Source organism: Amycolatopsis acidiphila, from assembly GCF_021391495.1.
GTDB lineage: Bacteria > Actinomycetota > Actinomycetes > Mycobacteriales > Pseudonocardiaceae > Amycolatopsis_E > Amycolatopsis_E acidiphila.
Genome location: NZ_CP090063.1, coordinates 5,479,005 through 5,503,635 on the forward strand (window position 1 = coordinate 5,479,005; position 24,631 = coordinate 5,503,635).

Sequence of the window (24,631 nt, forward strand, 5' to 3'; positions counted from 1 at the left end):
TCTACGTAAACGTCAATAATTCTTCGCTCTGGTCCGTTTCGGTTAGAGTTCCGCCATGCACACCTTCATTCACGTACTTTCCCTTGTACTGGCAGCGGTTTTCCTTGTCTCCGGACTCGTCAAGCTCATCGGGGTCGAAGCGATCGAAGTGGCCGCTGAGGCGATCGGCGTGCCACGTCGCCTGCACAAGACGGCGGGAGTGCTCGAGATCGCGGCCGCGGCCGCGCTTGTCGCCGACCTGTGGTGGCCACCGCTGGGTATCGCGGCAGCGATCGGTCTGACGATCATGATGGTGCTCGCGACCAGCTATCACCTGCGCGGCAAGGACAAGCCGGCGAATACCGCCGTGCCCGCACTACTGGGCCTGTTCACGCTGACCATGACCATACTATCGCTAACGACAAACATTTGACACAAGAGTTGAAGTGCGGATACCGTCTCCCGCAAGCTTGCGGGAACCGTCCCGCCTTCGCGTAGCCGACAAAGGGGTCAACAACATGGCAGAGACAGTGGCCGTGACCGCGCCCGCCAGCGAGAGCTCACTGGTCGAGGCAGCCGCGGCAGTGGCGCCGGAAGTGCGTGCGCTGGCCGCCGAAGCGCAGCGTCTCGGACGCCTTCCGGATGAGACGATCCGCCTCCTGGACGAAGCCGGGCTCCACAAGGTGCTGGCGCCGCGGTCCCGCGGGGGCCATCAGGCATCGATCGAGACCTTCAACGGGGTCATGGAAGAGCTCGGGAAGGCCTGCGGATCGACGGCCTGGGTCGCGAGCATCTACAACGGCAACATGTACATGCTGACCGCGTTTTCCGAGGCAGCCAACGACGAGGTTTACGCCAACGAGTACCCGAAGCTCGCGCAGTCGTTCACGCCGAACGGCCAGGCGATTCCGGCCGACGGCGGCTACCGCCTGTCCGGAACGTGGCGGTTCTGCTCCGGCCAGCACCACGCCCAATGGGCGATCTTCTTGTCCTTGATCCTCGACGGGGACAAGGCGCCGGAGCCGGCGATGTTCCTCGTGCCCAAGCAGGACTGCACCGTCGCCGACGACTGGCAGGTCTCCGGCCTCACCGGCACCGGCTCGAACACGATCAGCGTCAACGACAAGTTCGTGCCCGCGCACCGGGTGGTCCGGCCGGCGGCTCCCGAGCTCGGCCAGCCCCCGTCAGCCGACTTCGCCGACCCGTTCTTCCAGATCCCGACGATTCCCCTGTTCATCGCGGGCAGTGTCGGCGCACCCCTCGGGCTCGCCGGCGAGGCGCTGAGCCTGTTCCGGGAGCGGATCCACAAGCGAGGTATCACCTACACCAGCTACACGCGCGCGGCCGACGCTCCCATCACGCATTTCCAGCTCAGCGAAGCCTGCATGAAGTTCGACGAGGCGCGCTTCCACGCCCAGCGCGCGGCGCAGACGGCTATGAAGCTGACCGACGGACCGCTCGACCTGGAGGAGCGGGTCCGGATCCGGGGTGATCTCGCGTGGACGGTGAACCTCTGCCGCGAGGTCGTCGACATCGCGCAGCGGGCGTCCGGTGCCAGCGCGATCCACCTGAAGGATCCGTTGCAGCGCATCGTCCGGGACATCCAGGCCCTGTCGGTGCACGCCTTCCTGGTGCACTCGACGAGCGCCGAGCTGTACGGCCGCGTACTGGCCGGGCTCGAGCCTGGCACCGACCTGCTCTGAGTAGCAAAAGGACAGTCAGCCGCAACAGACAGGAGCGAGTGGTGAGTGCCGAGCAGAACAAGGCCACGGTGGCCGAGATGTTGAAGGCGTTCGAAGCCGGCGACGCGGACGCAGTCCTGGCCCGCCTGACCGACGACGCGACGTGGTGGGTGGCGGGCGATCTGCCGATCTCGGGCGACCACGACAAGGCGGGTATCAGCCAGATGGTCACCGGGATAGCCGCGATGGCGGCCGGGCCGATCAAGTTCACGCCGGTCGGTTTCACCGCCGAAGGCGACCGCGTGTCCGTGGAGACCGAGTCCGAGGCCGACCTGAAGAACGGGAAGCACTACAGCAACAAGTACCACCTGGTGTTCGAGTTCGAGGGCGACCGCATTTCCCGGATCCGCGAGTACACCGACACCAAGCGGGTGCACGAGATCATGTTCGCCTGAGCGTAGGCGGGAACCGGGCGACCGTGGCCGGTTCCCGCCGTACCTCCGGCCAGCCGGCCGCCTCGACCCTGCTGACCAGGGAGGCGATCTGGGTCCGGGAATGGAAGTCCAGCTTCGTCAGAATGTGCTGGACGTGCGATTCCACCGTCCGGTGGGAAAGCACGAGCTCGGCCGCGATCTCCCGGTTGCTCATCCCTTTCGCCAGCAGCTCGGCGACCCGGCGCTCCCGCTTCGTCAGCGCGCCGAGCCGATCCTGCGTCGTCACGGGGGACCCCGCTGTGGGACCTGGTGACGGCAGACCCGTGATCTCGCCGACGAGTTCCTCCGGAGATCGCGATGTCCCCCGGGAAAAGGCCTCCGCGAAGGCCGCATCGCCAACACCTGCGCGGACCAGGGTCTCCACCTCGCCCTTGACCGCGAGCTGACTGAAAAGATACGGCATCATGTGGTGGGGACCAGTCTCCCAAATGGGGTGAGCCGCCCCGAGCAACGCTGCCGCTCGCGCCAGTTCACCGGCGCTCGCCGCGACCCAGGCCAGCCCGTCGAGGCACAGGGCCACGCCCAGCCCGTAGTTGAGCCGCCGGAAGATCTCGAACGCGTCGAGGAAACATGTCGTCGCCTCGTCACGACTGTCGGCCCGGCAGCGTACGAGGCCGTTGATCCACAGCGCGGAAGCGCGCCACAACTGGGCGCCCTTGCGTTCGAGGAACTCCAACGCCTCGTCGGCCAGCCGTTCGGCCCCCGGGTCCCGGGACGCGAACGCCATGGACGCCGCGTAGAACAGCGCTTCCCCGGTCACCGTGGGCTCGTCGACCTTGCGTCCACAAGCGACAGCCTCCCTGGCGTGCGCCAAGGCGGCTGTCACGTCACCAAGCAGGAAATCGGCCAGGATCGGGCACAGAGTCAGGGCAGCGTCCACCCTGTGTAGCGAGAACCTGCCCGCGAGCTCTCGGCACTCGGCCATCGTTCGCGCCGCGCTGTCCACCTCTGCGAGCAGCACTTCGATATAGGCGCAGGCCCACAACGCCTCGGCTCGATCTTCCGTCGGCTCCGGGTTGGCGGCGAGGGCCTTTCGTAACCACTGGTAGCCCTCCAGCACCACGCCGGGGGTCGCCCAGTACATCCGCAGACGAGCGGCGACACGAAGGGCGATCCGAGGCTCGTGCAGGTCGAAAAGGGACGCCTGCAGCGCGAGCCGGATGTTCGCGTGATTGAAGCTGATCTCCTGGAACCAACCGATCTCGCGCTCGCTGAAATAGTCCGTGCGCTCGCGCTCGGCCAGCGCGGCGAAATGCCGGATGTGGCGAAGCCGCACCTCCTTGTCCTCGCCCAGCCCGGCGAGACGTGACCTGCCGTACTCGCGGACGGTTTCGAGCATCGAGAACCGGGCGCCACCCCCGCTCTGCCTGTGCAGGATGGACTTGTCCACGAGGCTGCCGAGGAGATCGAACACATCCGCGCGCGGCAGCCGGTCGTCCGAGCAGATGCCCTCGGCCGCGGCGAGGTCGAAACCGCCGGCGAACACGGACAGTCGCGCCCACATGAGCTGTTCACTGGGCGAGCACAGGTCGAAGCTCCACCCGATGGCGGCCTTCAGGCCACGGTGGCGAGGCGGCGCCGAGGCGGGCCCGGTGGTCAGCATGTCCAGTGCGCTTTCCACCCTGGCTAGGATCTCCTCGACGGGGTAGGCGCGCATGCGTGCCGCGGCCAGTTCGATGGCCAGCGGGATCCCGTCCAGGCGCCGACAGAGCTCGATCACCGCACGCCGGAATTCGGGTCCCTCGGGCAGCTCGGGGACCACGGCCGCGGCACGGTCCAGGAAGAGGTCCACGGCCTCCGAGATCACCCCGGCCGGGCCGGGGCCGAAGGTATCGGTCTCGGGCAGGGACAGGGCAGGAACCTCGAACAGACGTTCGCCTTCACTGCCCAGCACATGCCGGCTGGTAGCGAGTACCCGCAGTGCCGGAGCGCGCGCCAGCAGCTTGCTGAGCAGCTTCACGACCGGCCGGCTCAGATGCTCGCAGTTGTCCAGGACCAGCAGGAGGTTCTTGTCGCTGAGATACTCGGCCAGGCTCTCGGTCGGTTCCCTGGAGCTGTCCGTGAGCCCGAGGGTCTTCGCCACCTCGACCGCGAGCAGGTCGCCCTCACCCAACTCGGCGAGTTCGACCAGCCACACGCCGTCGGGGAAGGCACGGTGCACTTCGCAGGCGACGCGGCGCGCGAGCCGTGTCTTGCCGACGCCCCCCGGTCCGGTAAGGGTGACCAGGCGGCCGGCGGAGAGCAACCGCCGCACCTGGCCCAGCTCACGCTCCCGCCCGACGAAGTTCGTCACTTCAGCCGGCAGGTTTCCCACCAACCGTGCAACCATGGCCCGACGTTACACCGAGGACCTCAGCTTGATCGCCGCCGTGCCTGCGGTTTCTCGGCGCCCTTGGCCTGACTCTGCTGGTCAAGCGCACGCTCGAGATAGTCGAGGTCCGCGCGCAGCTGCGCGATCACCCCGCGGGGGCCCGCCCCACCCGGGACGTGGCCGTCGGGCTGGCGGACCATCACCAGGGCGAGATCGGCGATCTGCTCCGCGACCTCGTTGGGGGTCTGCTCGCCGAGCGAGTGCTGCCACCAAGAGATCCAGTTGCACATGCCGATCACGGCCAGTGCCGTGGTCCGGGGGTCGACCGGTCGGAACTGACCGCTTTCGATGCCCTCTTCGATGAGGAGGATGAGCTCCCGCAGCGTCGCACGCTGGGCGGCCCGGTGCGAGCGAGCCAGCTCCGGCGGCAGCTCCGCTTCGGAACGGATCAGCATCTGGAAGCGGTTGGGATCCGTCGCCCGGCGCAGGGCCATCGCGCGCGCGACACCGCGCAGCCGGACGGCTGGGTCGGCGTCGGGATGCTTCGCCAGCCGCCTGATCTCGGCAGCGGGGGCCTCGGTGGTCTCGGTGATCAGCCGAGCGAGCAGCTCGTCCTTGTTCCGCACGTAGTAGTAGAGGGCGGGGCGCGTCATGCCCATCGCATCGGCTATGTCCTGGAGGCTGGTCCCGGCGAAGCCACGCTCCGCGAACAGCCGGGCCGCCTCTGCGAAGATCTGGTCCTCGACCAGCCCGCGACGCGCCGTGCCGCGCGAGGCCTGCTCGCCGGCGTTGCCCGCCTTCGCCGCCCGCCCGGTCTTCGCCCCGGTCGCCTTCTTGCTATCGTCAGCCACCCGCCAATGCTAACGCCTACGTAAAATCACCGTCTCGACCGTCGTCCGGGCGGACACTCGAGGATCTCCTGGAATTGTCGCCACGAACTCCGGAGTCGAATGGGGTCGACGTCGGACGCGCGGCGGTCTCCGCGCGTCACTGCTTCCCGGCGGGATCGTCAGGGCGCCGACAGGGAATGGGCGCAATCCCAGCGTCGCCCGGGCGATGCACTGACACGTGCGATCAGAGAAAACGCGTGGCCAGCAGATCGACGGTGTCGAGACCGAGGGCGTCGACGAACGCCTCGGTGTCGCGGGCGGTCTGCTCGATCGTGTCGGGGTGGCGGCAGGCGTGGTCGCCCTTGGGCGGGTAGCAATCCACACCGGCGACGAGCGGCAAAGACGCAAGACGACCGCACTGGCACGCAGGATGCTGGCAGACGGCACGCCTGCCAACCGGGCGCACGGCGGCCGGCTGCTCGCGCTCGGGGCGATGGCGGACGGCAAGCCGGCGGATGCGCGCGCGGTGCTCGATGCCGCCGGGCCGGGTTCAGGCGGGCGCATCACCCCGCTCTACCCGATGGACGTCACCGACGACCCGCAGCTCGTCCGGATCGCGCTCGCCGCCGGCGATTCGCGACTCGCCGCCGACACGGTCGCCGCCGCCGAAGACAGGGCGCGGCCCAACCCGGGGATCAGCTCGGTGCGCGCGGCGGCAGCTCAAGCCCGCGGCCTGCTCGACGCCGACGTCGCGCTGCTCGCCGAGGCCTGCCACCGCGCTGATGGTGATCACCCTGCTCGCGTTCGCCGCCTACCTGATCGATTGACCCGCTGCGCGGAGCAGGGCGGGAACGAGGAACGAACCTGAACTCATCCAGCCGACGAGGAACGCCGCGAGCCCGGCGAGCAGCGCGAAAGCAGACGCGAAGGCGGGGAACACCCCGCAGGTACGTCAGCTTGCGGCCCGCGCTTCCGGCAGCAGGAAAGTCAGCCTGAACTCGCGAACGTCTGCAGCAGAACAGTAAGCGAACAGATCAGCAGCACCCGATGCCAATCTTGGCGTGATATAGTTCTGTGTCAGAATTAATAGGATAGAGCTGCGCAGGGGGGGCAGATGGCGATGCTGGTGGAGCAGCCGCGGCCCAGGGTGATCCGGGACCATCCGCACGCCGGCTGGTTCGCGGTGGCCACGGTGTGCTTCGGCGCGTTCATGGGGCAACTGGACGCCAGCATCGTCACGCTGACCTTCCCCGCGCTGCAGCACGAGTTCGGCCAGCCGCTGGCGGCGGTGGAATGGGTGTCGCTGGCCTATCTGCTCGGGTTGGTCGGCCTGCTGGCCGCAGCCGGGCGGCTCGCCGACGCGGCCGGGCGCAAACTCATGTACATCTGGGGGTTCGGCGTCTTCACCGCGGCCTCGGTGGCCTGTGGGCTCGCACCCGGGCTCGGCTGGCTGATCGGCTTCCGCGTGGTGCAGGCCGTGGGCGCGGCGATGCTGCAGGCGAACAGCGTCGCGCTGGTCGTCAACAGCGTGCCCGCCGCCAGGAGGCGCTCGGCTCTCGGGGTGCAGGCCGCGGCGCAGGCGCTCGGGCTGGCGCTCGGCCCGGCCCTGGGCGGGCTGCTGGTCAGCTCGGTCGGCTGGCGGTGGGTGTTCCTGGTCAACCTCCCGGTCGGGGTGCTGGGCCTGGTCGCCGGGCGATTTCTGCTGCCGAGGACACGGCAACGTACCGCGCTCGGGCGGTTCGACACCGCCGGCCTCGTTCTGCTGGCGGTCGGGTCCACCGCGCTGTTGCTGGCCCTGTCCGGCGTGTCCGGCCTGCGCCTGCCTGGCTGGGTCGCCGCGCTGCTCGTCCTGATCGCCGTCGCCTCGGTCGTGGCGTTTCGCCGGCGGGAACGCCGCGCGGCGAGTCCGCTGGTGGATCTGGATGTGCTGCGGCCTGCCGCGGTCTCGCTGGGTCTGCTCGGCGCGTTGTGCGGTTACCTCGTGCTGTTCGGCCCGCTGGCACTGTTTCCCCAGACACTCGGCACCCACGGCGCGGCGGGGCTCGTGCTGACCTGCCTGCCCGCCGGGTTCGGGGTGGCCGCCGTCGGCGCAAGCTGGCTGCTGCCCCGCCGTCTCGGCTCCCGCGGGCGCGCGGTACTCGGCTCGGCCCTGTGCGTCGTGGGCTGCGGGGTCCTTCCGGTGGCTCCCGGCGTGCCGGGGCTGGTTGGTCCGCTACTGTTGCTGGTCGGCTTCGGGCTGGGCGTGTTCATCCCGGCGAACAACTCGTCGATCATGGGCGCCATCCCCGAGCGGATGTCGGCGACGGGAGGCGGACTGGTGAACATGGCACGCGGACTCGGCACCGCGCTCGGTGTCGCGCTGGTAACCCTGTCCCTGCACGTCTGCGGCGGAGTCACCGGCCGCAGCGTCGACCTCGCTCTGTTCGGGATGGCTCTGGTGGCACTGATCGCGGGTGTCACCGGCTTGGCGGTCACGACCCCCCGGAGCGGCCAGGAATGACCGGCACCGAGGCGGAGCTGGCCGACGTCGTCGCGCGCCTGCGCCGGGCGATGCGCCGCGCGGCCCGCAGCGCCGACCCCGGCAACCCCCTCTCGGTGGCGCAACTCGAGTTGCTCTCCAGCCTCGCCGAAAACCCCGGCGCCCAGCCCGGCCAGCTCGCGCGCGCCCTGCGCCTGGCCCCCAACTCGGTGACCACGCTCGTGAAGGGGCTGCGCGCCCGCGACCTGGTCACCAGGGTCAGCGGCGTCGGCGACCGCCGCACGGCACAGCTCGCCCTCACCGAAGCCGGCGAAGAGGCCGTGCGGCGCTGGCAGCGCACCAACGCCGGCATCCTGCGCAGCGCACTCGCGGACCTGCACCCCGGGTGGCAGCATGTCCTCACCGCCGCGCTCCCCGCGCTGGGTGAACTGGTCGGCGCGATTGACGCGCTCGCCAACCCGCGACCAGACGAGGAGGCGGACCACGGATGACCGGCACCCGCCGCGATCAGGCCGTTGTCCTGCGCAACGCATGGTGGAGTACCGGCCTGGGGGCGGCGATCGTCGGTGTTCTGATGATCGTCACGGCGCGCGTCGGCGCTGCCGACCTGTTCATCGTCGTGGGTGCCCTGTCCCTCGCCGCCGCCGTCACCGCGACCGTCAGCGGGTACCGGCGCGCAGGGCGGGTGGCCGACGGCGACGCCGCACCCGCGGCCGGTCGTCTCGACGGCCTCGCGCTCACCGTGCTGATCGCCGCAGCGGGCGTCCTTGCCGTGACCGGTATTGCCGTGCGCTGATCCGCTGCACCCGGCCCATCGCCGTCCGGCGGGGCGTTCACTGCGCGTCGTCTGCGGAGACGGCAGCCTTGCCCGCGGCCGCGGCCGGCGTTGTTCGACCCCAGCACGCGGTCCTCGTCGACGGGAGTGGTGTAGCCGCCGGTGGCCTTCTTGGTCCAGGTGTGCTTGGCGCCGGTGGCGTCGCTGAGGACGATGTTCTCGTCGGTGACCTTTGGCACGATCTGCGGGGGCACGGTGGTTCGACCTTGATGGGCACGCACTGGCTGATGGCGGAAAACGCGCCCCCAAGATTCGGTGCCGGAATTGCGGCTTCTTCCCGTGAGGGAAAAGGGTGGCGGTACCCCGTCCCGGGGTCCACGCTGTTCGGTTTGTAGGCAGCGAACCGGAACTTGGGGGTCAGAATGCCGATGCGCAGAGCCCGCATGCGGGCAGCGTTGTCGATAGTCGCCGCAGTACTAGTCATGGCAGGGGTGTCGCTTGTCGCGCCGGGCGCGGCCCTGGCGGTCCCGCAGCAGTGTGACCGCCAGGGCCAGATCGATCGTTTCTACTGCGCCCAGGTAACCGCCGTGCCAGCCGGGCAGACGTTGCCATTGCTGCAAAGCGCCGCGGCCGACGCGCCGGCCGTGGCCGGCACCGCGTACAACAACGGGGACCAGCTCGTGCTCGACTGCTGGGCGACGAGCCCGCTGCAGGAGGCACTGGACGGTGACGCCTACTGGTTCTCGGTGTTCGACATTCACGACAACTCCGTCGAGGGGTACGTCAGCGACCACAACCTCACCACCGGGCGGCCGTCGGACTGGTTGGACACGGTGGGCGAATGCTCGGGTGACAACAACCCGCCGGTGACGACGGGCGTGTACCAGTGCGACCGCCAGGGCGGCGAATACCGCGCGCAATGCGCGAACGTGACCACGGTGAGCGACGATTCGTACCTGCACTTGCTGACACAGCCGGACCTCACCGCCGCGCACATCATCACCAAGACCTACAACGACGGTGCCGCGCTAGCGGTGTACTGCTGGACGGAAGTGGCCGGGGCGCGCGTGGACGGAGATCCTTACTGGTTCGAAGTTTTCGACCCCCAGGACAATGCGATCGAGGGGTACGTCAACGACTACTACCTGTCGACTGGCAGCGTCACCGACTGGCAGCCGAAGGTCCAGGGGTGCACGTCGACCCCGGCGCCACCCCCGACCGTCACGAAGACCGGCGACGGCAAGGACCCACACGACGCCGAGGAGTCCTGCCCGGATACCACACCCAAAAGGCAGCCGCTGAACCTGCGCGTGCGGTCGGTGAGTGTCAGCACCGGCAACGAGATCACCACCACGGACCAGGGGGTGAAGCAGGTCGGCACCGTGCAGAACTGCCTGGCCCGCCAGACCACCGGGCCGGAGCAGGGGATCATGTTCTCGAGCACCCACGTGCGCCTGTACTCCGGCTGGGGGCTCACTTCCCGCGTGCTGGGGCTGAGCACAGTGCTTCGCGGCCCGCGGTACGGCGACGTCCGGGTGGGCCAGTTCACCACGGTCTACCCACCGGGACAGGCCGGGTGCTCGCCGCAGCCGTGCCGGTCGGAGACCTACTTCCTCACCCGCGCGCAAGGGCAGCCGGTGAGCGCGAGCATCAACCAGCCGCCCGTGGCCAACGACTACGACTTCGAATCGCGTCCCGTCACCACTCCGGTCTGCAACGGCCAGTACGGGATGGCGACGGCCAGGTTGAGTTCCGATCCGGGCGGGGACAACCTGGAGACGCAGCGGGTCATCAGCCTGCCGGACGGGCCCGCGGTGTACAAGCAGGCGGGCTGGCTGCCGAAACCGGGCACGTTCGACTTCGAGGGCGTGACGTTCGCCTGGTCCAGCCAGAAGACGTTCGACCAGTCGATGTGGGCCGCGGAGGCCAGGGACCGAGTGGCGCTCCGCCCGGAGAACAGCGGTTCCCGCGTCGAAGTCCCCTTCGAGATCGACAACGGCGGCACCGAGTCCGAGCGGATCGTCGACGTGCTCACCCCGGACGGAACCGCGATCGAGGTCAAGACCGGGGGCGACAACAGGGCACTCGACAAGGTCGAACAGCAGATCAACAACGATGTGGCGCTGCTGAGCAGTCCGGCTTCGGGTGTGCACAAGGTAGTTTGGCTGTTCCTGCCGGGCGCTACGGACCCCACCAATCAGGGCCCGACCGCCGAGGTCGAGCAACTGCTCAAGGCCGCGGGGAAGAAAGTTCCGCTCACCTGGCAGAAGGATTCCGTCGGCCAGCTCTGTCAAGTGAGGTAAAGGGTCATTCCGGCTCGGCACCGGCCAGCAGGGCCGCGCCGAGCCGGGTGAGCTGGTGCAGTACCGCGCCGCCCCGGCGGGTGGAGGCGATCAAGCCGTTCTGACGGAGTACGGCCGCGTGTTTGCTCGCCGCGCCGACAGTGATGTCGAGGCGCTGGGCGAGTTCGCTGGTGGTCATGCGGGTGCGCAGCGCGTCCAGGCAGCAGGCCCGGGTTTCGCCGAGCAGCCGGGCCAAACCGGCGGACACCGGCGGCGAGTCCACCAGCCCGGCGGCGTCCGCGAGCGGGCACACCAGCACCGGGGGCAGGTCCGGGTCGATAAACGTGACCGGGTCGCCGGAGCAGAAGTAGGTCGGCACCACGGTGATGCCCCGCCCGCCCAGGACCACGGTCCGGTCGACCGGATAGCCGGTGGTGAGGACTTCGCCGTCCCACAACAGCGAACCCGGCAGCCCCGCCAGGAATTCTCCCGCACCGCTCGCGGTCAGGGCGCGCGCCCGGCGTGCCCGTTCCGCTGCCACTGCATCACAGATACTGCTCCAGTACGGCGCCAGCAGCGCGCCATGGGCATAACGCACGACCTCGATCAGCTCGCCGAGGCTTGTTCCCGCGTCGGTGGTCAGGGACCGGACCGACGGTGGGGCGGTCCTGTTCGTGAACACAGCCGCGATCTCGATCCGCAGCCGCGTACGGGGCGTACCAGCGATGACCTCGCACCCCACGTCAAAGTCCTTTGTGGACGGCGGCGTCAGGAAGTCGGGAAAATCTCCGTGCGGCGGCACCAGCTCCCGCAAAGCCCCGATCGCTGCCGGCACGCCTGCCCGCCTGGCCGTCACCAGCCGGCGGTGCACGTCCCGGCGCCAGGCCACGTAGCGGTGGTCGCGGGTCTGGGCCTGGATCAGCGCGAGCACGAGCTCCCACAGCGGATCGGGCCCGTCGGCGAGGCGGACCCCGGCCAGGTCCGAGCTGCCGAACACCAGTCGCAACGACACGAACACCACCCCCAGCATCCATGGGAACTCCATTGTCCCCGTCGTGGTGGGACTGCGCCGGAAGATGCACGAGTTCGGCCGTCGGCGGGTTGCCTTGCTCGCCGGTGTTCGTCTCCTGGGCGGCAGCCGGTCCGTGCACCTTCGCTCGGACGGCCGCCTGAAGGATCCCGGCTCACCGCACGCCATCAGTCCCGGCGGCAGCACGGAAGCAGCCGCCGGTCACCCACATCGCAAATGACTCGCTGCTCAGCCGGAGGACGGCCCGGCGCAATGCGACGGCCCGTTGACACCCGCACCGGTGACTCAACGCGAACCTCCCTGCGTCCAGCCTTCTCGGTTCAACGGAAGACGAACACGAAAGACCAGGTCGCCCACCCCTTCGTCGAGTCTGGAACCCGGTGTGAATGCAGTGTCTGCCGCCCCGGGGGCACGAACTCACGCTGCGTATCCGAGGCGGGGGAAACAAAGCGATGCGCCTGCCCGTCCTCGGGGCGATCATCTGGGTCGGCGGCCGCACGCCGGTCCGCGATGGGCATCTCGGCGCCGGAGTCGATCTCGACGAGGAGGCATCACGCCTACAACGCCATGCCCTCCCGGCTCCACGCCCGCGACCGGCCCTGACGTCCGTCGCCTTGCGCGGAAGCCGGGCCGCGCGACGCTGTGCCGGCCGGGCTCTTCCCCTACCCTGCCGCAGTGTCCACCCGAAGCAGGGCCTGTCGGGACGCCAGAACACTCACGACACCCAGCAGCGCGCGTCCCGAGGCGGTGGGTACCGGCACGTCGAACGCCTGGAAGAACTCGGCGAAGTGATAGGCGTTGCGAGCCAGCCGTCGCGCGTCGTCGTCGTGCGGCAGCATCTTGACCAGCTCGTCCTTGAACACCGCCAGACAGCTCGGTTCCATGCCCACCACCGGGATGTCCTCGCGCACGTAGTCACGCAACTGCTCCAGCACCCGGTACAGGTAGCGCTCGGCCACAGCGAGAAAACCGTAGTCGTACAGCGGGCGGCCGCAACAGACGTGCACGTCCGGCATGATGACACGCCAGCCCGCCGCCTCGATCGCCTCGACGTAGGCGACACCCACGTCGGTGTGCAGGTGGTTGTTGAAGGTGTCCGGAAACAGCACGACCCGGCCGCCCGTGTGGGTCGGCGGTGCCGCCATGGCGGGCGAACCATGCTGACCGGTCACTGGCGGGGGTCGAGGACGCCCAGCAGGTGCGTGATCGTTTCCGCCATGGCATCGCGTGCGGGCCCGAGGTACTTGCGCGGATCGATCGGGGCGTCCGGCTGCGACAGGATTTCGCGTACCGTGCCGGTATAGGCCACGTTCAGCGCCGTCCCGATGTTGATCTTCACCATGCCGTGGTGGACGGCCGACCGGAGCTGGTCGTGCGGCACACCGGACGATCCGTGTAGTACCAGCGGAACCGGAACACGGTCCCGAAGTCGCACCAGCAGATCGAGATCGAGATCGGCGGTCTGCACTGCCATCGCGTGTGAGCTGCCGATGGCGACGGCGAGGCTGTCCACCCCGGTCTCCGCCACGTAGGCCGCCGCCTCGTCGGGATCGGTTCGGGCGCCCGGTGCGTGCGCTCCGTTCTTTCCGCCGATCTCACCGAGCTCTGCCTCCAGCCACAGCCCGTGATCACGGGCCCACCGCGCCGCGTCTCGGGTATCGGCGACATTGTCGGCATATGCCTTCTTCGATGCGTCATACATGACGGAGCTGAAGCCGGCATCCGCAGCCTGGTGTAGTAGCTCCTGGTCCTCGACGTGATCCAGGTGGAGCGACACCGGTACGCGCGCCCTCGTGGCGATCTCGGTGACACCCATGGTGATCGGTCGCAGGAGTCCGAAGTGGAACTTGACCGCGTTCTCGCTGATCTGGAGGATCACCGGGCGGCCGGCGGATTCCGCTGCCATCACGATCGCCTCGGCATGTTCGAGGGTAATGACGTTGAACGCGCCGACTCCGGCGCCGTCGCGGCGCGCTGAGTCGATGATCTCCCGAGTGGTCACCAGTGGCATTCAGATCTCCTCGAGTTCAACGGAGTCGACGAAGCGGTGATAGCTGGCCAGATCGACGTCGCCGGCGAGCGGGCGAAGCACCGCCGAGGCGGACAGGGCCACCATCTCGCGCAGACGCTCTGGCCAGCTGTTTCCGGTTACCAGACCACGTGCCAGCGCCGCGACTCCCGCGTCACCTGCCCCGGTGGGGTTGCCCGACAGTGCCGTGGGCAGCCGGGCCGCCCAACGCCCCGCCGCAGTGGAGGCCACGATGCCGCCCACGCCGAGTGAGACGACCACCGCGCCCGCGCCCCGCTCGCGGAGCAGTGCGGCGCCCACCAGCGGGTCGTCCAGGCCGGTGGCGGCGTACAACTCGTCGGTGTTGGGCTTGACGATGTCGGGTGCGGCCGCCACCCCGTTGACCAGTGCGACACCGTCCGCGTCCAGCACCACCGGTACCCCGGCCTCGCGGGCGATGGCGACCAGTTGTGCGTACGCGTCGTCCGGCACCGCGACGGGCATGCTTCCGGACAGGACGACCGCTCGCGCGCCTGTGAGCAAACCGGAGAAACGATCGCGGAATTGGCTCCAGGCCTGGGTTTCGATTCGCGGACCGCCTTCCCAGAAACCGGTCGTCTCGCCGGTGGCACCGTCCACGATGGCCAGCGTTCGGCGTGACTCGCCGCCCTCCACCGGCAGGAAGTCATGCACGAGGCCGGCGGCGGTGAGTTCGTCGCTGATCCGCGCGCCCCTGTCGCCGGCGAGCAGCCCGGTCAGCACCACCTCGTGGCCCAGCATGGCCAGTACGCGGCCGACGTTGACGCCCTTACCGCCGGCACGCTCGGCGACCGAAGCGACCCGGTTCGTCGAGTTCCACCGCACCGTGTCGACCAGGTAGGTGACATCGAGCGCGGCATTCAGCGTGACGCAGAGGATCATGCCTTTCCTTCTCGCGCGGCCTACTCTCCGCCGGTGGTGGACCGGCGGCCGGCTGCGCGAATGCTCTAGACGACGGTGATCTTGAGTCCGGCCGCGCCCAGACTTTCCAACTGGGCGGGATCGGCGGTGGAGTCCGTGATCAGTTCGTCGACCGACGACAGTGGGCAGATGGACGCGAAGACGACACGGCCGACCTTGCTGGCATCGGCGACCACGATGACGCGACGGCTCCGTTTGATCAGTGCACGGTTGGTCGCGGCCTCGGTCTCGTTCTGGGTGGTCAACCCGGCGTCCCGATCAATCCCGTCGACGCCGACGAACGCGGTGTCGATGTTGATCTGCCGGAGGGCCGCGTCTGCGAGTGGGCCGACCAGCTCGTACGACGCGCTGCGAGCCACACCGCCGGTGACGATGAGCTTGAGGTTCGGTCGAACGGCCAGCTCGGAGGCGATGTTGAGCGCGTTGGTGACCACGGAAAGTTCGGCGTGGTTCACCAACTGCCGACCGATCTCGGTGGTGGTGGTGCCGCCCGTCAGGGCCACCACCTCACCGTTGGCGACCCGCTCGGCCGCTACCCGCGCGATCCGCTGCTTCTCCGTCTTGGCGTGTCCCGTGCGGTAGCGGACCGGCAGTTCGAGGGCGGCGCCCTGCGAGATCGCGCCGCCGTGCGATCGCTCGAGCAGGCGTTGCTCGGCAAGAATCTGCAGATCGCGGCGCACCGTTGCTTCGCTGACCCCGAGCTGATGGGCGAGGTCGGCGACGGCGACGCTCCCGTCCTGGGAAAGGATCTCCAGGATGCGTCCGAACCGGTCAGCCTTGCGCACGCCGTGAATCCTAGTTGCCGGGACGGGCGGACCAGTGGCGGAGGGTGATGGCGTCATGGTGCCTCCGAACCGTTCGCGCGAAGGTCAGTCCTGGTCGCCCCGGCGGCGAATGACCCACTCATGCGGTCACCGCCCCGGCCATCTTCTCCGCTTCGCCGCGGGTGGGTTGGCCCGCGGTGCCACCCGCGCTCCGGGTTGACAGGGCGCCGCAGGCACATCCGAGCGCCAGGGAGTGTGCGAGGTCGGCGCCACCGAGCCACCCGAGGAGGAAGCCGGCGTCGAAGGAGTCACCCGCGCCCGTGGCGTCGACCGTGTGCACCTTCGGCGCGTCGACGTGCACGACGACGCCGTCTCGGACGGCGACAGCACCGTGGGCGCCGAGCTTCACCGCGACGAGCGGACCGCCAGCAGCCAGTCGCAGGGCCGCTTCGCGTGATTCATCGGGCGTTACCGGGCCCGCCGAGCCGCTGCTCGGCGAGGCCGAGCCCGGTCCGTCGACCACCCGGGCGAGGCGGACGGATTCCTGGGCATTCGGCAGCAGGAGATCGACGAGGCTGAGCGCCTCGGCTACGGAGGCCCACCGGTCCTCCGGGTCCCAACCGGTGTCCAGGGACACGGTGGCACCGGCGGCGTGAGCCCGGTTCACGAGTGCGGCCAAGCCGTCGCCCAACTGTGGCTGGAGGAACGGCGAAGCGATGTGGACGTGCCGGGTGCGATGCAGCAACGTGTCCGGGACGGCGCACTCGCTCATCGCTCCAAGCGTGCCCAGCGCGGTCAGTACCGCGCGGTCATGCGGCCGGGCGAGCGCCACACTGACCGCGGTGGGCAACTCGTCGAGCACGCGGACCGCGCCGGTGCCGACTCCGCGGGCGGCGAGCTGGTCCAGCGTGAACCGCCCGAAGGTGTCATCGCCGACGCAGGACACGATCGCGGTGCGAAGCCCGAGCCTGGCCGCCCCCGCTGCCGTGATGGAGCCGGAACCGCCCAGCACGAGCGCTGCTTCCCCGACGATGCGTTCGCGCTGTCCGAACGCGGGCTCGATCTCGCCGCCGTACAGGATCAGGTCGGGGTTGGCGTCACCGACGACGAGCAGATCCAGTTCCCGCTCGGTTGTGTCCGAGCTGTTCACTTTCGTCATCCGCGCACGCTCTCGGATGCTCGGTTGTGGAGCCTCTCGTCGACCGGTGTGATCCCGCAACGAGGCCTTACCTTGCCGTAGAGCACGGTCATCAGGGCGAAATCAGGCACGGTCGGGAGTATGTCAGCGCGACGGAGACTGCGCAACTATGCGCACTATGCCGTTCATATAGTCATCTTCGTGCAGTCGAGCAGGACCGCTGTCGATCTTCCTTCGCGTGAGAGGAAATTCTGGCTGGTGAGGGATCTGTACTTGCGCGAAAGTTGCGCAATAGATGCTTGACTACGTTCAGTTGGCGCTCATATGGTGCACGAGTGAGCATCACGGCAGATGAGATAGCAACACAGCCCGAGTTGTGGCGCCGAGCGATCGAACAGGCTGGCGAGGTCGCCGACCTGCTGCCGGCGCGCGGCAAGGAGGTGTGCGTCGTCGGTTGTGGCACTTCCCTCTACATGGCGCAGGCGTGGGCGCGGCTTCGTGAGCAAGCGGGACATGGCCGAACGGACGCCTATCCGGCGTCCGAGTTGCCGGCCGGGCGCCGGTACGACGTCCTGGTCGCGATCTCCCGATCCGGCACGACCTCCGAGGTCACCCGCGTCCTGGAGCGGCGACCCGCCGACCGCTCCGTCGCGATCACGGCGGTTGCCGACGGGCCGGTCGGTGCGGCGGCGAACGAGGTCATCGCGTTGCCGTACGCGGACGAGCGATCCGTCGTCCAGACCAGGTTCGCGACGACCGCGTTGACCCTGTTGCGCGCTCATGCCGGAGACGGTGGCAACGCGGTGGCCGATGCGGAACGAGCACTCACCATGGATTTGCCGATCGACCCGGCCCAGGTCACCCAGTGGACCTTCGTCGGTCGCGGTTGGACGGTGGGTCTGGCGCACGAGGCCGCGCTGAAGTTGCGGGAAGCGGCCCAGGCGTGGACCGAGGCCTACCCGGCGCTGGAGTACCGGCACGGACCGATCAGTGTGTCGGGACCGGGCGGTGTGGTGTGGTCGTTCGGCCCGACCGACCCGGCATTGGCCGAGGAAATGAGGGCCACCGGCGCGACTGTGGTGGATCTTCGGCAGGATCCGCTGAGCTCTCTCGTCGTCGCGCAGCGCACCGCGGTCGCGTTGGCGCGGGCCAAGGGGCTGGACCCGGACCTTCCGCGCCACCTCTCGCGGTCGGTGGTACTCGCCGGCCAGGCATTGAACACGCTGTCCTGACCGGGCGCACCGCGTCGAAACGGAGCGTCGCGACAGGGCGAGGCCCAATCCTCGGAAGTCGAGTCAACTGACAGGAGGCGCTCGGTGTTTCTCGATCTGACCGCACGCCGCAACTCGCCGCTGATCCGCGCCGCAGCCCAGCTGCACCAGTCGGGCGTCATTCCGGCGAACACGTATGTGATCGATCTGGACACGGTTAGGGACAACGCGGCCGCGATGGCGGCCGAAGCGCGTCGGGTCGGCATCAGGACGTACCTGATGACCAAGCACTACAACCGCAACCCGCTGGTCACGCACGCCGCGCTGGCGGCCGGTCTCGACTCGACGGTCGCTGTCGACGTCCAATGTGCACAGGCGTTGCGGCGGTTCGGCCTCCCGCTCGGTCACGTCGGGCATCTCGTCCAGATACCCAGGCACGACCTGCCGGCGGTGTTGGCGCAACGGCCCGAGGTGATGACCGTTTTCTCGGTCGACAACGCTCGGCTCGTCTCGGCCGCCGCGCAGCCCCTGGGGGTTGTCCAGGACATCTTGATCCGGGTGCGCGGGCGCGACGACATCATCTATCCCAACGAGGAAGGCGGTGTCTGGGAGGCAGACCTGGCGGCCGCCGCCACGGACATCGCGGCGCTGCCGGGTGTCAGGATCGCCGGCGTGGTCACGTTCCCGGGTACCTTGTTCAACCCGACGAGCCGGAAGATCGAGCCGACCACCAATTTCGCCACCGTACTACGCGCCAAGGACCTGCTGACCTCGCTCGGATTCGAGATCGAGCAGGTCAACACACCCGGCGCCGGGTCCACCCAGGGATTCGAGGTGGTGGCCCGCAACGGTGGCACCGTGGCCGAGCCGGGACATGGCCTGACCGGCACCACGCCGACGCATCTGTACGACGATACCGCGCCGGAAAGGCCAGCGATCACCTACGTCAGCGAGGTGTCCCACGTCTTCGACGGCCGTGCCTACGTGGTCGGCGGTGGCTTCTACGCCTGCGACACGCCGGCGCTGATCGGCGACGACCGGGCGTTCCACACCGAGGCCTGGCGGTGCATGGCCTTCGTCGGCAGGGAACCCGATCGCATTCTGGACACCAAGGTGCCCGTCGACATCGGGTCCTTCTTCGGCCGTACGAACAACGCGACCGACTACTACGGTGGGACTCTGGTGCCGGACACGCCCGCGGACATCCGGCCGGGCGACTCCGCCGTCTACGGATTCCGTCCCCAGGTGTTCACCACACGCGCGCACGTCGCCGTGGTCGACGGGTTGTCGACCGAGGCGAGACTCCTGGGCCTGTTCGATCGGGCCAACAATCTGATCGACCGCGACGGTCTGCCGATGGACAACTCGACGAGCCGCGTGCGCGAAATGATCGGCACCACTTAGCCACGGCACCGGGCGCCGCACGTTGTGCATCTGATGACCGGTCCGCGTTTCGCGGCCGACGACAGCCGTAACGGCATCCGCCGCCATGAACATGACCACGAGAGGGTGTGCGGCACGAATGGTAGCTGACGATCAGAACCGCCGGCGGATCACCCGCCGTGGTTTTGTCAGGGCGACGACGGTCGCCGGAGCGGGTGGCCTCGTACTCGGCGGCATCGGGGGTGCGCTCGGCGGCCACGCGTCGGCCGGCGGGCAGACCATTTCCGGCGGTCCCGCACGCGGCCAGGAACTCCGGGTCGTGCTCGCGGCGCCGATGACGGGCGATGCGGCCTCATGGGGCCGGGAGTCGAAGAACGGCGCGTTGATGGCGATCGACGAGATCAACGCCAACGGCGGCGTACTCGGTGGCACGCTGAAGTACGTCGAGGTCGATCTCGGCGACTGGAACGACCCGGCCAATGTGCGGCAGGTCTTCAGCCGGATCGTCGACACCGAGAGCCCGGACGTGATCGTGTGCCCCGCGGTCAACGCCATGGGCCCCGACCTCGACGTCGTGGCGGACGCAGGAGTCCTCTATTTCCACGCGTCGACACGCGAGGACTGGCGCACGATCTACCACAAGAACCCACAGCGGTACTGGGGCGTCTTCCAGTGCGATCCGGCCGAAACCGCCTACGGCACCGGCGTGGGCCAGTTCTTCGATCAACTGGTCAACAGCGGCGAATTCCGGCCACCCAACGGGAAGACCGTCGCCATCGCGGCCGGATACGACCCGACCGGGTCCCAGATCGCCAAGACGTTCCAGGCCAAGATCAAGGAGCTGGGCTGGGAGGTCGTGTCCTTCGACACCGTCCAGAGCGGTCAGATCACCGATTGGGGGCCCGTCCTGTCGAAGGTTCGGCAGAACTCGCCAAGTGTCTTCTTCACCTCTGACTACTTCCCGCCCGACAACGCGGCATTGGCCAAGCAATGGGCTGCGGCGCCAATCCCGGCACTGGTCTACCAGCACTACGCGCCCTCGGATCCGGACTACGCGAAGCTCGCCGGATCGGCCGGCAACGGAATCATCTGGTCCTCGGTGCTGGCGTTGCTCGTCGACCCGATCGGCAACGACTTCCGGGACCGCTACCGCAAGCGGTATCACACCGCGGCCGGTTGGTCCTACGCCGGTGGCGTCTACGACCAGGTCAAGCTGTGGGCGCACTGCGCGGCCCTGTCGGGCGACCCCAAGGACTACCGTCGGGTCGCCAGGACCGTCGAGCAGACCCCCGTTCGGGGCGTGACCGGCTGCCTGTACCTGGACAAGCACATCAACGCCGCCTACCCCGTCGAGCAGCCCGATCCGACGCTCGCCCAACCGCAGATCATCGCGCAGGTCCGGGACGGTGGCCACACCGTCTTCTACCCCGAGCCCTATACGAACGGGAAGTTCCAGCTTCCTCCGTGGATGCCGAAGGGCTGAGCGATGCTGCACTGTGCTGCGGTAACCAAGGTCTACGGCGGGCTCTCCGCGCTCGACGGGGTGGACTTCTCCGTCGAGCGGGGTGAGGTGTTCGCCATCGTCGGCCCGAACGGTGCCGGCAAGACAACGCTTTTCGACACCATCTCCGGCATCGCTCCCGCTACCGGCGGGACGATCACCCTCGACCAGGTCGAGATCCAGCGGATGCGTCCCCATCGCATCTGCCAACTCGGGCTGGCACGGCTGTTCCAGACCTCCGTCGCTTTCGGCTCGCAGACCGTGTTCACCAACGTCCTGATCGGCAGCATGTTCGGCCGCGCCAAGGGACCCCGTTTCACCTTCCGGTTCTCTCGGGACGCGGTGCGCGCGGCCTTGGCGGCGCTGGAGGATTGCGACCTGCTCGACAAGCAGCACCTGCCCGCCGCGCAACTGCCAGTGATCGATCTCAAACGGCTCATGTTTGCCAGCGCCCTCGCCACCCAGGCGAGGATCCTCCTGCTCGACGAGCCTTTCGCGGGACTCAACCGGGAGGAACGCGACGAGTTGATCGAACTGGTGCGGCGGATCAACCGCGCCGGCGTCACCATCGTGATGATCGAACACATCATGCCCGCCGTGCAGGCGCTGGCCGACCGCGTGCTGGTACTGCACCACGGCAAACCCATCATCGTCGGCCGGCCCGGTGACGTGCTGAGGGACCCCCGTGTCGCAGAGGTCTACCTCGGCAGGGCCGTAGCCGGGAAGGACGCGCAGACCGAAGCGAGTGCGGCGAACCCCGCGCAAGGGAGGCCAGATGCTCACCGTCTCTGACGTCGACGCCAGCTACGGCGCCGCCCGGATCCTTCACTCGGTGTCGATATCCGTCGCAGCTGGGGAGAGCGTCGTCATCCTCGGTCCGAACGGGCACGGCAAGACCACGCTGCTGCGGGTCATCTCCGGGCTGGTGCGGCCGTCTGCCGGACGGGTCGAGTTCGACGGGCGTGAGCTCACCGGGCTACGGCCGGAGGAGGTGGTAGCCGCCGGAATCGTGCAGATCCCGCAGGGCGACCTGGTTTTCCCGCTTATGACCGTGAAAGAGAACCTGTTGATGGGTGCGTACCGGACCAGCGCCTGGCGACAACGCAAGGACAATCTCGAACGGGTCTACGCGATCTTCCCGCGCCTGCGGGAACGGGAGCGGCAACTGGCACGCAGCCTGTCCGGCGGTGAGCGCCGGATGCTCGCCATCGGGCGCGGACTGATGAGCGACGTTCGCCTGCTGATCGTCGACGAACCCTCGCTGGGACTGGCGCCGCAGGTGATCGAAGACGTGTACAACGCGATCAGACGCATTACCGAGGACGGCCTCTCGCTGTTGCTCGTCGACGAGAGTGCCAACCACATCGACGGACTCGCCGACCGGGTCTATCTGATGCAGACCGGGGAAATCGGTTACGAAGGGAATGCCGCCGAGCTGCTACGCGACGACGCCCTGTTGTCGACCTATCTCGGGTGAACGGGGAAAGAAGTGGAACAACTCGTACAGGCCATCTGGGGTGGGCTCGTCTTCGGATCGGTCTACGGTCTGATGGCCGTGGGCCTCACGCTGGTCTGGGGCTCGCTGAACCTGCTCAACCTGGCGCACGGCGCGATCTACGTCGTCGGCGGCTATGTCGGCTACACCTTCATGGTCGGACTGGGCGTCAACTGGATTCTCGCCTTCGGAGCCGCGATCGTGGTGTCCGGCCTGCTCGGCGTCCTGCTGCACCTGGTCGTTGTGGTTCCCATGCTGGGCAAACCGGGATGGGACAACGCTTCGTGGATCGCCACCGTCGCGGTGGGAACCTTGCTCGGTGCCGTCGTACTGCTCGTCTACGGGCCGGGCATACAGGCGATGCCGGCGGCCATCCGCGGCAACTTCGTGCTCGGCCACATCGTCTTTCAGTATCAGGAGATTCTGGTCTGCGGGGTCGCGGTGGTGTTGCTCATCCTGCTGAACGGCTTCCTGAGGAAATCCCGGCACGGCCTGGCCATCCGGGCCGTCTCCCAGCAGCGGGATGCCGCCCAGCTGATGGGCATCCCGGTCGCGATGGTGTTCCTCACCGTCATGGGCGTCAGCGCGGCGCTCGCCGGACTGGCCGGGGCGATGCTCTCCTCGGTGCTGGTGCTGAACCCGACCGCAGGTTTCGTCCCGATGCTCAAGGCGTTGATCGTGACCATCTTCGGTGGGCTCGGCAGTGTCAAGGGAACGATTGTCGCGGCCTACATCATCGGCCTCGTGGAGGCGTTCGTGCAGACATTCCTCGGCGCGACCTGGTCGCTGCCGGTGCTGTTCCTCGTCATTATCGTCGTGTTGCTCGTCCGGCCACAGGGCCTGTACGGGACCCCGGAGTTGCAACGGCTATGAGTGTCTCCAAACAGATCGCGCGGCCTGTTCGGGTCGCGCCGGGTGCCGGCCCCTGGCGCCGGTTCAACGGCGGTCCGGCCATCCTCGGCCTGGTGCTCGCCGCCGGCGTGCCGTGGCTGCTGATGGCGACCGGCCAGCGCTATGTCGTGACACTGCTGGTGACCGTTCTGGTCTACGGAATGGTCGCGCAGAGCTGGAACCTGGTGCTCGGGGTGTCCGGCATCTTCTCGCTCGGCCAGCTGGTGTTCTATGCGACCGGCGGATACGTCAGCAGCCTGGTCACCATCCACACCGGACTGAGCCCGTTCCTGGCCATCTGGCTGGGTGGGCTGGCGGCCGCGCTCGTCGGCCTGGTGGTCGGCGTACCGATCCTGCGGCTGCGCGGCATCTACATCGCGCTGCTCACGCTCGGCTTCGTCATGCTGCTGCAGAACTACCTCGGTACCGGCCCGAGCTTCTTCGGCGGCTTCTACGGCCTCCAGCCGCCGGGGTTCTCATCCGGCGGCGCCGGCAGCGTGCTGGTTATCTGCTACATCGGTCTGGCGCTGTTCGCCATCACGATGTTCGCGGTGTGGCGAATCATGCATTCCCCCGTCGGGGTCGCCTTCCTCGCGCTGCGCGACTCCGAGGTGTACGCGATCAGCCGTGGCATCGACCCGTTCCGGTTCAAGCTGCTGCTGTTCGCCTACAGTGCATTCTTCGCGGGGCTGGCCGGCGCGTTCATGGCTCACTACCAGCAGTCCGTGACGCCCTCGACGCTGGATTTCACACTGTTGACCAACCTGATCATGATGATCGTGATCGGCGGCTGGGGCACGTTCTGGGGCCCCATCGTCGGTGCGGCCATCCTGGTCTTCCTGGACAGCTACGTGCTACGCAACCTCGCCGCCGGCTGGCACGAACTGGTCCTCGGCGCGTTGCTGGTGGTGGTCGTCGTCGTCGCACCGGCCGGAGTCGTGCCGACGGTCGCTCGCTGGGTCAACCGTCTCGGAGCCCGCGTGCTGCCCGAATTCGACGAGGAGGAGGAGTTGGTATGACGAACGACGCTCTGTCCAAGGTCGCGGACGCTGAGCGAGATGTCGACCGGTACATCTTCGAACATCGGGTACGGCCCACGATCACCGTGGACACGATCGCCGAGCACAGGTCGAATCCGTTCGGTGCGGGACACAGCCCCGAACTGGAGGTCCTGCTGCGGTACCTGCGGCGTAACCCGGTCCGCTCGCGGCCGCGCTACATGCTGGTCGAAACGAAGCCGTATCAGGAGTGGTGCATCGCGCTGCACTCACGGCAGCGAGGTGAGCCGCTCGTCCTGACCGGTGAGCGGTTCGGATCGCAGGCTGAGGCTCAGCACGAGATCTTCCTCAAGCGCCTGCTCGACCTCGGCGACCCCGTCATCACCCGCATCGTGGAAACCGCACGGGACTGAAGGAGCA

Annotated in this window: 24 protein-coding genes; 16 read left to right on the top strand and 8 right to left on the bottom strand. The window is 68.3% G+C overall.

Translation table 11 applies throughout. The features are described from left to right. Nucleotides 1-55 precede the first annotated feature (55 nt). The 3 genes from LWP59_RS26820 to LWP59_RS26830 all read left to right on the top strand — a co-directional run bounded on the left by LWP59_RS26820 (nt 56) and on the right by LWP59_RS26830 (nt 2,116). Nucleotides 56-412, top strand: a complete 357-nt coding sequence (locus tag LWP59_RS26820; protein ID WP_144635889.1) for a DoxX family protein — start codon at nt 56-58, stop codon at nt 410-412. Between the two features lie 85 nt (nt 413-497). Further along, on the top strand, nt 498-1,682 hold the full coding sequence (locus LWP59_RS26825) for an acyl-CoA dehydrogenase family protein (RefSeq protein ID WP_144635886.1): 1,185 nt from the start codon (nt 498-500) through the stop codon (nt 1,680-1,682). Between the two features lie 41 nt (nt 1,683-1,723). Next, nucleotides 1,724-2,116, top strand: coding sequence for a nuclear transport factor 2 family protein (locus tag LWP59_RS26830; protein ID WP_229858107.1), 393 nt, complete (start codon nt 1,724-1,726; stop codon nt 2,114-2,116). Here LWP59_RS26830 and LWP59_RS26835 read toward each other — a convergent pair. Both LWP59_RS26835 and LWP59_RS26840 read right to left on the bottom strand, forming a co-directional pair. After that, nucleotides 2,103-4,484 carry an ATP-binding protein gene (locus LWP59_RS26835; RefSeq protein WP_144635883.1) on the bottom strand — a complete coding sequence of 794 codons (2,382 nt, stop codon included), beginning with the start codon at nt 4,482-4,484 and terminating at the stop codon, nt 2,103-2,105. The two genes, LWP59_RS26830 and LWP59_RS26835, sit on opposite strands and share 14 nt — an antisense overlap. Nucleotides 4,485-4,507: 23 nt before the next feature. Then, nucleotides 4,508-5,317 (bottom strand): TetR/AcrR family transcriptional regulator, encoded by an 810-nt coding sequence (locus LWP59_RS26840; RefSeq protein WP_144635880.1) that lies wholly within the window; start codon nt 5,315-5,317, stop codon nt 4,508-4,510. A gap of 217 nt (nt 5,318-5,534) precedes the next feature. Here LWP59_RS26840 and LWP59_RS26845 point away from each other — a divergent pair, with 217 nt between their 5' ends. From LWP59_RS26845 to LWP59_RS26865, 5 genes are all read left to right on the top strand, one after another. Then, on the top strand, nt 5,535-6,164 hold the full coding sequence (locus tag LWP59_RS26845) for a hypothetical protein (protein ID WP_144635877.1): 630 nt from the start codon (nt 5,535-5,537) through the stop codon (nt 6,162-6,164). A 246-nt stretch (nt 6,165-6,410) separates the two neighbouring features. Then, a complete protein-coding gene (locus LWP59_RS26850; RefSeq protein ID WP_144635874.1) occupies nt 6,411-7,796 on the top strand; it encodes an MFS transporter in 1,386 nt (461 codons plus the stop codon). After that, entirely contained in the window at nt 7,793-8,266 is a 474-nt protein-coding gene (locus tag LWP59_RS26855) for a MarR family winged helix-turn-helix transcriptional regulator (RefSeq protein ID WP_144635871.1), read from the top strand. The genes LWP59_RS26850 and LWP59_RS26855 overlap by 4 nt, the downstream gene beginning before the upstream one ends. Further along, on the top strand, nt 8,263-8,571 hold the full coding sequence (locus tag LWP59_RS26860) for a hypothetical protein (protein WP_144635868.1): 309 nt from the start codon (nt 8,263-8,265) through the stop codon (nt 8,569-8,571). Before LWP59_RS26855 ends, LWP59_RS26860 begins: the two co-directional genes overlap by 4 nt. A gap of 461 nt (nt 8,572-9,032) precedes the next feature. Then, nucleotides 9,033-10,853 (top strand): hypothetical protein, encoded by a 1,821-nt coding sequence (locus LWP59_RS26865; RefSeq protein WP_144635864.1) that lies wholly within the window; start codon nt 9,033-9,035, stop codon nt 10,851-10,853. 4 nt (nt 10,854-10,857) lie between these two features. Here the strand turns inward: LWP59_RS26865 and LWP59_RS26870 are convergent, their stop codons facing one another. From LWP59_RS26870 to LWP59_RS26895, 6 genes are all read right to left on the bottom strand, one after another. Beyond that, nucleotides 10,858-11,877: an ArsR/SmtB family transcription factor gene (locus tag LWP59_RS26870; RefSeq protein ID WP_144635861.1), complete on the bottom strand. Its 1,020-nt coding sequence runs from the start codon at nt 11,875-11,877 to the stop codon at nt 10,858-10,860. A gap of 647 nt (nt 11,878-12,524) precedes the next feature. After that, on the bottom strand, nt 12,525-13,007 hold the full coding sequence (locus LWP59_RS26875; RefSeq protein ID WP_229858110.1) for a heterodisulfide reductase-related iron-sulfur binding cluster: 483 nt from the start codon (nt 13,005-13,007) through the stop codon (nt 12,525-12,527). 23 nt (nt 13,008-13,030) lie between these two features. Continuing rightward, nucleotides 13,031-13,873: a class II fructose-bisphosphate aldolase gene (locus LWP59_RS26880; RefSeq protein WP_144635858.1), complete on the bottom strand. Its 843-nt coding sequence runs from the start codon at nt 13,871-13,873 to the stop codon at nt 13,031-13,033. Continuing rightward, entirely contained in the window at nt 13,874-14,791 is a 918-nt protein-coding gene (locus LWP59_RS26885; RefSeq protein WP_144635855.1) for a 1-phosphofructokinase family hexose kinase, read from the bottom strand. Between the two features lie 65 nt (nt 14,792-14,856). Continuing rightward, nucleotides 14,857-15,672, bottom strand: a complete 816-nt coding sequence (locus tag LWP59_RS26890; RefSeq protein WP_222425463.1) for a DeoR/GlpR family DNA-binding transcription regulator — start codon at nt 15,670-15,672, stop codon at nt 14,857-14,859. A gap of 61 nt (nt 15,673-15,733) precedes the next feature. Further along, entirely contained in the window at nt 15,734-16,753 is a 1,020-nt protein-coding gene (locus LWP59_RS26895; RefSeq protein WP_144635849.1) for a carbohydrate kinase family protein, read from the bottom strand. A 314-nt stretch (nt 16,754-17,067) separates the two neighbouring features. On the opposite strand from LWP59_RS26895, the gene LWP59_RS26900 reads away from it, so the two are divergent. The 8 genes from LWP59_RS26900 (at nt 17,068) to LWP59_RS26935 (ending at nt 24,624) form a co-directional block, all read left to right on the top strand. Next, a complete protein-coding gene (locus tag LWP59_RS26900; RefSeq protein WP_144635846.1) occupies nt 17,068-17,964 on the top strand; it encodes an SIS domain-containing protein in 897 nt (298 codons plus the stop codon). Nucleotides 17,965-18,048: 84 nt separating this feature from the next. Further along, the gene (locus LWP59_RS26905; protein WP_144635844.1) at nt 18,049-19,347 is read left to right on the top strand and encodes an alanine racemase; all 1,299 of its coding nucleotides are present in this window, start codon (nt 18,049-18,051) and stop codon (nt 19,345-19,347) included. 118 nt (nt 19,348-19,465) lie between these two features. Then, entirely contained in the window at nt 19,466-20,809 is a 1,344-nt protein-coding gene (locus LWP59_RS26910; protein WP_186383138.1) for an ABC transporter substrate-binding protein, read from the top strand. A gap of 3 nt (nt 20,810-20,812) precedes the next feature. Further along, entirely contained in the window at nt 20,813-21,619 is an 807-nt protein-coding gene (locus tag LWP59_RS26915; RefSeq protein WP_144635839.1) for an ABC transporter ATP-binding protein, read from the top strand. Continuing rightward, on the top strand, nt 21,573-22,304 hold the full coding sequence (locus tag LWP59_RS26920) for an ABC transporter ATP-binding protein (RefSeq protein WP_222425462.1): 732 nt from the start codon (nt 21,573-21,575) through the stop codon (nt 22,302-22,304). The genes LWP59_RS26915 and LWP59_RS26920 overlap by 47 nt, the downstream gene beginning before the upstream one ends. Nucleotides 22,305-22,316: 12 nt before the next feature. Beyond that, on the top strand, nt 22,317-23,195 hold the full coding sequence (locus LWP59_RS26925) for a branched-chain amino acid ABC transporter permease (protein WP_267903747.1): 879 nt from the start codon (nt 22,317-22,319) through the stop codon (nt 23,193-23,195). Next, nucleotides 23,192-24,232, top strand: a complete 1,041-nt coding sequence (locus LWP59_RS26930) for a branched-chain amino acid ABC transporter permease (protein WP_144635833.1) — start codon at nt 23,192-23,194, stop codon at nt 24,230-24,232. The genes LWP59_RS26925 and LWP59_RS26930 overlap by 4 nt, the downstream gene beginning before the upstream one ends. Beyond that, nucleotides 24,229-24,624: a hypothetical protein gene (locus tag LWP59_RS26935; RefSeq protein WP_144635830.1), complete on the top strand. Its 396-nt coding sequence runs from the start codon at nt 24,229-24,231 to the stop codon at nt 24,622-24,624. Before LWP59_RS26930 ends, LWP59_RS26935 begins: the two co-directional genes overlap by 4 nt. Nucleotides 24,625-24,631: the final 7 nt, after the last annotated feature.